Here is an 8,148-nt window from a genome sequence, read left to right as displayed (position 1 = left end):
GCACCGGCCCGGCGGACGTGAGGGGTGATCCCCGAGGTCGTGAGCGCGATCCCCGGGGGGACCGGGCCTTTACCTGCCCCGTCCCCGCTTGGCTTCCATGGCGGACCGGCCTTCCGCTCCTCTGCGCTTCCACTCACGCAGCATCTCGGTACGGACACGGGCGTCGGTCTTGGCGACGATGCGCTGGTTCTCGCGCAGAAGCTTGCGGTAGCTGTCGAGCCGCCGGACGGAGAGGGACCCGTCCTCGACGGCGGCGGCCACCGCGCAACCGGGCTCGGAGGCATGGGCACAGTCGTGGAAGCGGCAGTTCTCGGCCAGCTCCTCGATCTCCGAGAAGACCTGGCCGACTCCCGTCCCCGCGTCCCAGAGTCCGACCCCGCGCAGTCCGGGGGTGTCGATGAGCACGCCGCCGTTCGGCAGGACCAGCAGATTCCTGGTCGTGGTGGTGTGACGGCCCTTCCCGTCGACGTCGCGGGTGGCCATCACCTCCATCACGTCCTCGCCGAGCAGGGTGTTGGCGAGGGTCGACTTGCCCGCGCCGGAGATGCCGATGAGCACGCTCGTACCGCTGGAGACGAGAGCGGTGAAGACCTCGACGCCCTCGCCGGTGTGCGAGCTGACGTTGAGAACCTGCGCCCCGGGGGCGACGGCCGCGACGTCCTCGGTGAGGTGCGCGAGCGTCGCGGCGTCCGGCACCAGGTCCGACTTGGTCAGGACGACCACGGTCTCGGGCTGTCCGCCCGCATCCGCGGCACCGCCCAGCAGGGCGTCGCCGCCGGAGCTGGAGTGGGCGAGTGCCAGGAAGCGTTCGAGCCGCCCGAGGTCGAGTTCGACCGCGAGGGACACGCAGATGACGATGTGGTCGATGTTGGTGGCGAGCACCTGCCCCTCGGAACGCTGCGAGGAGGTCGACCGTACGAAGGCCGTACGCCGCGGCAGCAGCGTACGGACGAACCGCGGGTCACCGTCGGGATCGACGGCCACCCAGTCCCCGGTGCAGACGATCCGCATCGGGTCTCGGGGCACGACGAAAGCGGTGTCCGCCCGCAGGGTGCCGTGGGGGGTGATCACGTCGCACTGGCCCCGGTCCACCCGCACCACGCGACCGGGCAGGAGACCCTGCGCGGCGTAAGGGGCGAAGGCGGCGGCCCAGTCGTCGTCCCAGCCGTAGGGCGTGAGGGGATGCGACGGGGCCTGGAAGCCGGAGAGAGCGGCGAGGGAGGAGAAAGACAAGGGAAACCCTTCACAGGGTGGCCCCGGCAGTGGGTCGCGCTCAGCGCGATGCAGGTCAGCCGGTGGCCACAGGGGGGAGAACAGTGCTCGTCCGATTGCGGGCAGCGCCCGTCGCGGTGACAGTCATCAATGTCCTCACCTCCTGGTTCCTCGCCGATGGTCGTTCGCCGGCTCTTCGTCCCGTGCGGTGTCGCAGGGGAACGGTGTCCACCCTAGCCAGTCGCCCCCGGCGGCCGTCAACGGATTTTTCCCGGAGCCCCCGGTACACGGCCGGCCGCGGCTTCGCGGGCTTCCGTGGTCACACGCCGGTATTACCCGCAGATCTCCCTCGTTCAGGTGATAAGCGTGCACAACACCCGGTCCGCCACGGTTAGGGTGCCGAGCATGACCTCACCCCAGACGTCCATCCACCCCTACTCCCCTGCCCAGTTGGGCTCCCAGATCGTGATCGGCTGGAGCGGCCGGCATCCCGAGGGCGGGCCCGATGTCGCCTTCCTCCTGACCTACTCCCTCGGGGACGGCCAGGACGGCCCGGTGGCCGGCCAGGCCGCCATGCGGACGGCGCTCGAACGCGCCGGCCTCCAGGTCGGCGGCGCAGTCGTCGACACGGCAGAGAAGTCCGGTGTCCAGGTCAAACTCCTCGTCCAGTCCGGACAGGCCGTCCTGACGCTGCCTCATTTCACGGCGCAGTACCCGGCGCCCGCCGAGTGGCTGGCCGCCGCCAGGAACCGGGGCCAGGTGTACGGCATGTTCGCGACCCGTCCCTGGCCCGAGGCGGTGCCCGGCCATCCGGTCTCCGAGGACCAGCTGCGGGCGTTCGCCGCGAACCCCGACATCGTCGCCACTTCGGCCCACTGCATGATGCCGGTACGCGCTCTCGGCTGACCCGGCCCGGCCTCCCCGCGAAACGACGATGTCCACCATCCCCGTGGGGGTGGTGGACATCATCATGAGCGGTGCCTCACCCGCGGGTGCGGGCGGCGGCGGGAGGATTCCCGCCGGCCGCCCGGCCGCGCGCGGGTCAGTTGTTGCCGGCGCCGTTGCCCGAGAGGACCGGGATGTCGTCCAGGACGTGCGACAGCGGCTCGTCGCCCTTCGCCTGCGTGGAGTTGTCCGCGCACTGCTGGTTCTGCGGGTTGGACAGGACGTTGACGTCCTGGACCGTGATCGGGATGAGCCCGATCAGCGAGCCCACGTTGGCCTTGACCGGAACACCGAGGCACAGGTCGTTCAGCGTGCCCTGGATGAGCTGGTTCTGGGGGCTGAAGGCGCCGTTGGTCTCGCTGTTGCCGACCTCCGACTCGGCGCCGTTCCCGTTGACCGTCGTGGTGCCGCCGTCGTTGCCGATCGCCAGGGCCATCGGGGCCGCGGCGACGGACAGACCGATCAGGGACACAGCCATTGCCGCGCCGGTCATCATCTTCTTCATCACGCTTCACCTTTCGGAGCGTTCCGTTGTGGAACGTATTGATCAACCCTCTGCGGAAGATTCGGTTGCGCAGTACCACTCAAATGGGTTCGATCTGGCGTGAAATAGACGCCAATGGCTTACCTTCCGGGCGTTTTATGGTGATTTCGCGCCGCTGGTACCCGGTAGCCCGCAACCGCGGCGGCGGGTTCCGTCGGCCCGGGAACGCGGCTCGCCGCCTGCCACTCGGCCAGCAGCCGGTCGAAGATGGGGGTGTCGCTCTCCACGGGCCGCTGCCCGCGCGGCGGATTCTGACTGTCGTACTGGTCCATGGAGGACCCTTACCCGCACCCGGTCGTCGCGGCAGCCCACGCTGCGGCATCCGGCCCAACACCCGGGCCGCCGTCCGCCTCGGAGAGGCGCGGCCGCGAGCAGCGGCCCGGACACGACGAAGGGCCTGTCCCTCCGTACGGCCGAGGGATCGGTCGTACGGAGGAACAGGCCCCACGCGTGGTCCAGTGCCGGGTGAACGGAACAGCCTCGGGTGCGGGACGCGCGTCCTCGCGGCGTCACGCCCGCACCCGCGGGTGTCAGCTGTTGCCGGTGCCGTTGCCCGAGAGGATCGGGATGCCGTCCAGGATGTGCGACAGCGCCTCGTCGCCCTTCGCCTGGGTGGAGTTCTCGGTGCACTGCTGGTTCTGCGGCGAGGACAGCACGTTGATGTCCTGGACCGTGATCGGGACCAGCCCGATGAGCGAACCGAGGTTGGCCTTGGCCGGCAGGGCGATGCAGGGCTTGTTCAGCGAGCCCTGGATGAGCGCGAACTGCGGGCTCCAGTCGCCGTGGGTGGCGGAGTTGCCGTAGGACTGCACGGCGCCGTTGCCGTTGACGGACGTGGTGCCGCCGTCGTTGCCGATGGCCATCGCGGAGGGCGCGAAGGCAGCGGAGACACCGACGACGGAGGCCGCGACGGCAGCGGAAGCCATAATCTTCTTGAACATGGAAATGCCCTTCTTGAAATGTCTACGAGCCCGCCTGTCCGGAGCGACCTGATCAACTCTCGGGTGCGGGATTGGTTGCGCCGGTTCACTCAAATGGTGTTTCGTCCGCGGAAGTCGGCGCCCGGCGCGGACCGGTCCTACGCATGGTCCTTCCGCTTTCCGCAGGCCGGTTGGCCGGCGGAAAACGTGGGCGGCATCGGCAAGCGTTCGTCAGCCGCCGAGCGAAAGCCCGCCGAGGAGCGGCGTCGCACCCTTGGCGGCACTCTTCGCCTCACCGGCGAGCTTGCCGACGGTGCCGTCCTTCTTCATGGTCTCCGTCGCACCTTCCACCGTGCCGCCGAGCGCGTCGACGACCTGCGGAGTGTTGTCCATGACCTGATTCAGGCCCGTGTCGAGACTGAAGACGGGGGCCGTGGAGGTTTCCGCGGCGGCTTCCGCGACGGCGAACGCGGGGGCGGCCGTTCCGAGGGCGACCACCGAACCGGCAAGGAACGCGGCAGTCTTCGCGTACTTCACTTTCAGCTTCCCTTCCGGAGCGGCAGCCGCGTCGGCCCCTCAGGGCGACCGCACACAAGCCTTCCGTGGCTGTGACTCCTGCCGCTCGCACCAGGACAACGAGCCCGGGACTGCCCCGGAAACTGCGTGCGGGGGGAATTTTTCCGGATGTTCTCCAGCCCCCGGACAAGGCGCCGCTCACGAGCCGTCGGGGAATTCTCCGGCAATGGCGAAGGCCCCGGTTCACCGAAGCGATCCGGGGCCGACCATGGATGAGCTCGGCTCACCCGGGCCTTTTTCAGGCGTTGACGCAGGTGTTGCCGAAGGCCGGGTTCAGCAGGCCGATCACGTTGATCGTGTTGCCGCAGAGGTTGATCGGAACGTGGACCGGGATCTGGATGACGTTCCCGGAGAGAACGCCCGGGGAACCGGCGGCTACGCCCTCGGCACCGGCGTCGGCCATGGCGGGGGCAGCGGCACCCAGCGCCATCAGAGTTCCGGCGGCGACAGCGGCAACCTTGGTGTACTTCATTTTCATCCCTTTCTCGCGACGGAGCCCGAGGCGGTCACGTATTTCGTGCCGCACGAGCGTTCTGGAGATCACTCGCAACTCCGACGCTTTCCTTCATAACGAGGAGCGGGTGGAATCGAAACTCCCTCAGGGAGATTTTCCGGAAATCCACCCGCATGGTGTGATGATCCGACGGCCACCAGTGTCGCGACAGGCACGCGGGCACGGGCGGGCCGCCGCGCACTGCCGAAGAACGGCAGCGGACGGGCCCGGGCCGCACGGGGAGGAAGGCCGTCGGCCCGGGCCCTCCGGCGTGCGTCGATCAGTTGTTGCCGGCGCCGTTGCCGGAAAGGATCGGGATGTCGTCCAGGATGTGCGACAGCGCCTCGTCGCCCTTCGCCTGGGTCGAGTTCTCCGTGCACTGCTGGTTCTGCGGCGAGGACAGCACGTTGACGTCCTGGACCGAGATCGGGATGGCCCCGATGAGCGAACCGAGGTTGGCCTTGAGCGGCAGACCGACGCAGGGCTTGTTGAGCGACCCCTGGACCAGACCGAACTGCGGGCTCCAGTCGCCGTTCGTCTCGGCGTTGCCGTAGGACTGCGTGGCTCCGTTGCCGTTGACCGAAGTGGTGCCGCCGTCGTTGCCGATGGCCATGGCCTGCGTGGCCCCGAGACCGAGGATGGATGCGGCGACGGCACCCGTCGCCAGAACCTTCTTGATCACGATTAACCCTTCTCGTACTCGTTGCCCCGTGGAGGGGAGCGGCCTGATCAACTCGCCGCCCGCCGTTTGGTTCTCCGCGTTCACCCGATTGCCCGGCGCCCCCTTCGCCCACCTGGCAAAACGCAGAGATTACTGCTCGTCCGGGTGGGCACCCGACCGCACGTACGAGACTTCCGCGAGACCTCCGAGGCCTTCCGCGAGCTCTCCCCCGGCACCGACGGGCGACGAGAACGTGATGCGCCCCGAGCGTTCCCGCATTCCGGTACGGCAGACGAACCACCTCCGTCACAGCCAGCTCCAGCGAGCGGAATCAGGCCATGGGGAGCCCTCTCGCACCAAGGTCGCCGGAAGCCGACGCCCCATCGAACGGACCTGGGAACAATGGGTAGTTGAGGCAACCTTTTTCGGACCGTGCGTCACGTCACGCATTCATGGGTCATCCGTACGAGTGATTGAGACTTTTCCGGAACTTTCCGAGTTTCCATCACGGGCGCGCTTCGTTAGGGCTGTTATCCAGCGCGCACGTGGGACGTCTGTCCGCCAAGGTCTCCGGCCCCGGTCGCACAGTGGCACCCGTTCAGTGATTCCTCGGGCGGGTCCAGTCATACGGAAATTTCCAAGGAAGAGCAGGAAATGCGACAGGTTCTGAAGAAAAGCACGTTGCTCATCGCCGCCGCCTCGGGGCTCCTCTCCGTCGCCGGTGGCCAGGCCTTCGCGGACGCCGACGCGTCCGGCGCGGCGGTCGGCTCCCCGGGGGTGGGCTCCGGAAACGTGGCCCAGGTCCCCGTCCACGTCCCGGTCAACCTGTGCGGCAACACGGTGAACGTCATCGCGCTGCTCAACCCGGCGTTCGGCAACACCTGCGCCAACGCGAGCACGCCCGAGGTCCCGCCGGTCCAGCCGCCCGTCCAACCGCCGGTGGAGCCGCCCGTCGAGCCGCCCGTCGAGCCGCCTGTCGAGCCGCCTGTTGACGTCCCGCCGATCGACGTGCCCCCCATCGATGTGCCGCCGATCGACGTGCCCCCGATCGACGTCCCGCCCATCGACGTGCCCCCGATCGACGTGCCCCCGATCGACGTCCCGCCGGTCGACGTCCCCCCGGTCGACGTCCCGCCGGTGGACGTCCCGCCCGTCGACGTCCCGCCGGTGGATGTGCCGCCCGTCGACGTCCCGCCGGTCGACACCCCCGTGGCGCCGGCTCCGCCGGAGCTGGCCGAGACCGGTGCGGCCGAGACCGGTCTGGCCGCGGGCACGAGCGCCGCGATGCTGCTCGGCGGCGTGCTGCTGATGCGTCGTGCCCGGGACTCGCGCAACTGACGCCCGTCGGACAGTGAGGCCCGGCCGGGGAGCGAGCGCTTCCCGGCCGGGCCTTCCGTCGTTCCAGGAGCCAAGGGGTTGCCGATCAGCCGGCGACCCGCTCGAAGACCGCGGCGAGGCCCTGCCCGCCGCCGACGCACATGGTCTCCAGGCCGTAACGGGCGCCGCTGCGGTGCATCTCCCGGCTGAGGGTGGCCAGGACGCGGGCGCCGGTGGCGCCGACGGGGTGGCCGAGGGAGATGCCGGAACCGTTGACGTTGATCCGTTGCTCGTGGTCCTTCTCCCCGAGGCCCAACTCGCGGGTGCAGGCGAGGACCTGGGCGGCGAACGCCTCGTTGATCTCGATGAGGTCGAGATCGGCGAGGGCGAGCCCGGCACGCTCCAGGGCCGTCCGGGTGGCGGGAACCGGGCCGATGCCCATCGTGGAGACGGGAACACCGGCGCGCGCGAAGGAGACCAACCTCACCAGCGGTGTCAGGCCCAGGCGTTCGGCGGTGACGGCGCTGGTGACGAGGCAGGCGGCAGCCGCGTCGTTCTGGCCGCTGGCGTTGCCGGCGGTGACCGTCGCTCCGGGGTCGGTCTTCCCCAGCACAGGGCGCAGCGAGGCCAGTTGCCCGGCGGTGGTGTCGGGGCGGGGGTGCTCGTCGGCGGTGACGGTCCGCTCGCCCTCGCGGGTACGCACCGTGACGGGGACGGTCTCCGCGGCGTAGCGGCCCTCGGCCGCGGCCCGGGCGGCGCGTCGCTGGGAGCGCAGAGCGAGCGCGTCCTGGTCCTCTCGGCTGATCCCGTACGTCCTGCGCAGGTTCTCGGCCGTCTCGATCATCCCGCCGGGGACGGGGTGGTCGAGGCCGCCGGCGGTGGCCCGGCCGCGTGCGAGGGAGTCGTGGAGCTGCAGGCCGGGGCCCTTGATGCCCCAGCGGCCGTCGTGGGTGTAGTAGGGGGCGGCGCTCATGACGTCGACCCCGCCCGCGATCACGACCTCGCTGAAGCCGGCGCGGATCTGCATCGCCGCGTCCAGGACGGCCTGGAGACCCGAGCCGCAGCGCCGGTCGATCTGCGTGCCCGTGACCGTGACGGGCAGCCCCGCGTCGAGCGCGGCGACCCGGCCGATGGCGGGTGCCTCGGCGCTCGGGTAGGAGTGGCCGAGGATGACTTCGTCGATCCGCTCCGGGTCGATGCCGGTGCGCGCGACGAGTTCGGAGATGACACGCGCGGCGAGCGCGGCGGGGGTCGATCGTGCGAAGGAGCCGCCGAAGCGGCCGATCGGGGTGCGCAGCGGTTCACAGACGACGACGTCGAGCGGGTCGGTCACGGTGGGCCTCTCTCTGCGGGTACGGCTCACGGCCGGGGCGGCGTGCGGGGGTGCAGAGCGCCAGTTTGTGCAGGAACCACAGGCGCTGCTGGGCGCGAGGGGGGTCTCGCGGTACCCAGGCGAGCGTCATGACCACTCCGATCAGGA

General features: G+C 69.8%; 9 protein-coding genes. 2 read left to right on the top strand and 7 right to left on the bottom strand.

The genetic code is table 11. From position 1 onward, the window contains the following. Positions 1-69: 69 nt before the first annotated feature. Positions 70-1,233, bottom strand: a complete 1,164-nt coding sequence (gene rsgA, locus ACWD3D_RS29510; RefSeq protein WP_451463819.1) for a ribosome small subunit-dependent GTPase A — start codon at positions 1,231-1,233, stop codon at positions 70-72. Between the two features lie 384 nt (positions 1,234-1,617). On the opposite strand from rsgA, the gene ACWD3D_RS29505 reads away from it, so the two are divergent. Then, positions 1,618-2,118 (top strand): DUF5949 family protein, encoded by a 501-nt coding sequence (locus ACWD3D_RS29505; RefSeq protein WP_451463818.1) that lies wholly within the window; start codon positions 1,618-1,620, stop codon positions 2,116-2,118. 136 nt (positions 2,119-2,254) lie between these two features. On the opposite strand, the gene ACWD3D_RS29500 is transcribed toward ACWD3D_RS29505, so the two are convergent. From ACWD3D_RS29500 to ACWD3D_RS29480, 5 genes are all read right to left on the bottom strand, one after another. Continuing rightward, positions 2,255-2,662: a rodlin gene (locus ACWD3D_RS29500; protein ID WP_386892168.1), complete on the bottom strand. Its 408-nt coding sequence runs from the start codon at positions 2,660-2,662 to the stop codon at positions 2,255-2,257. Positions 2,663-3,231: 569 nt separating this feature from the next. After that, complete coding sequence (locus ACWD3D_RS29495) at positions 3,232-3,642, bottom strand: rodlin (protein WP_328718654.1); 411 nt, start codon at positions 3,640-3,642, stop codon at positions 3,232-3,234. A gap of 210 nt (positions 3,643-3,852) precedes the next feature. Then, a complete protein-coding gene (locus tag ACWD3D_RS29490) occupies positions 3,853-4,158 on the bottom strand; it encodes a hypothetical protein (RefSeq protein ID WP_451463817.1) in 306 nt (101 codons plus the stop codon). 277 nt (positions 4,159-4,435) lie between these two features. Then, positions 4,436-4,669, bottom strand: a complete 234-nt coding sequence (locus ACWD3D_RS29485) for a chaplin (protein ID WP_451463816.1) — start codon at positions 4,667-4,669, stop codon at positions 4,436-4,438. A gap of 301 nt (positions 4,670-4,970) precedes the next feature. Continuing rightward, complete coding sequence (locus tag ACWD3D_RS29480; protein WP_451463815.1) at positions 4,971-5,372, bottom strand: rodlin; 402 nt, start codon at positions 5,370-5,372, stop codon at positions 4,971-4,973. Positions 5,373-6,005: 633 nt separating this feature from the next. Between ACWD3D_RS29480 and ACWD3D_RS29475 the strand changes: the two genes are divergently transcribed. After that, complete coding sequence (locus ACWD3D_RS29475; RefSeq protein WP_451463814.1) at positions 6,006-6,689, top strand: chaplin; 684 nt, start codon at positions 6,006-6,008, stop codon at positions 6,687-6,689. An 85-nt stretch (positions 6,690-6,774) separates the two neighbouring features. Here the strand turns inward: ACWD3D_RS29475 and ACWD3D_RS29470 are convergent, their stop codons facing one another. Further along, positions 6,775-8,001: an acetyl-CoA C-acetyltransferase gene (locus ACWD3D_RS29470; RefSeq protein ID WP_451463813.1), complete on the bottom strand. Its 1,227-nt coding sequence runs from the start codon at positions 7,999-8,001 to the stop codon at positions 6,775-6,777. Positions 8,002-8,148: the final 147 nt, after the last annotated feature.

It is taken from the genome of Streptomyces sp. NPDC002690 (assembly GCF_053592415.1).
Note: the sequence above shows the minus strand (reverse complement) of the source record. Positions and strands in the feature narration are given on the sequence as shown.

What these genes read in the sequence shown, in the direction of transcription:
- ACWD3D_RS29505 (WP_451463818.1), top strand. Translation starts at nt 1,618, where the DNA reads ATGACCTCACCCCAGACGTCCATCCACCCCTACTCCCCTGCCCAGTTG.
- ACWD3D_RS29500 (WP_386892168.1), bottom strand. Translation starts at nt 2,662, where the DNA reads ATGAAGAAGATGATGACCGGCGCGGCAATGGCTGTGTCCCTGATCGGT.
- ACWD3D_RS29495 (WP_328718654.1), bottom strand. Translation starts at nt 3,642, where the DNA reads ATGTTCAAGAAGATTATGGCTTCCGCTGCCGTCGCGGCCTCCGTCGTC.
- ACWD3D_RS29485 (WP_451463816.1), bottom strand. Translation starts at nt 4,669, where the DNA reads ATGAAGTACACCAAGGTTGCCGCTGTCGCCGCCGGAACTCTGATGGCG.
- ACWD3D_RS29475 (WP_451463814.1), top strand. Translation starts at nt 6,006, where the DNA reads ATGCGACAGGTTCTGAAGAAAAGCACGTTGCTCATCGCCGCCGCCTCG.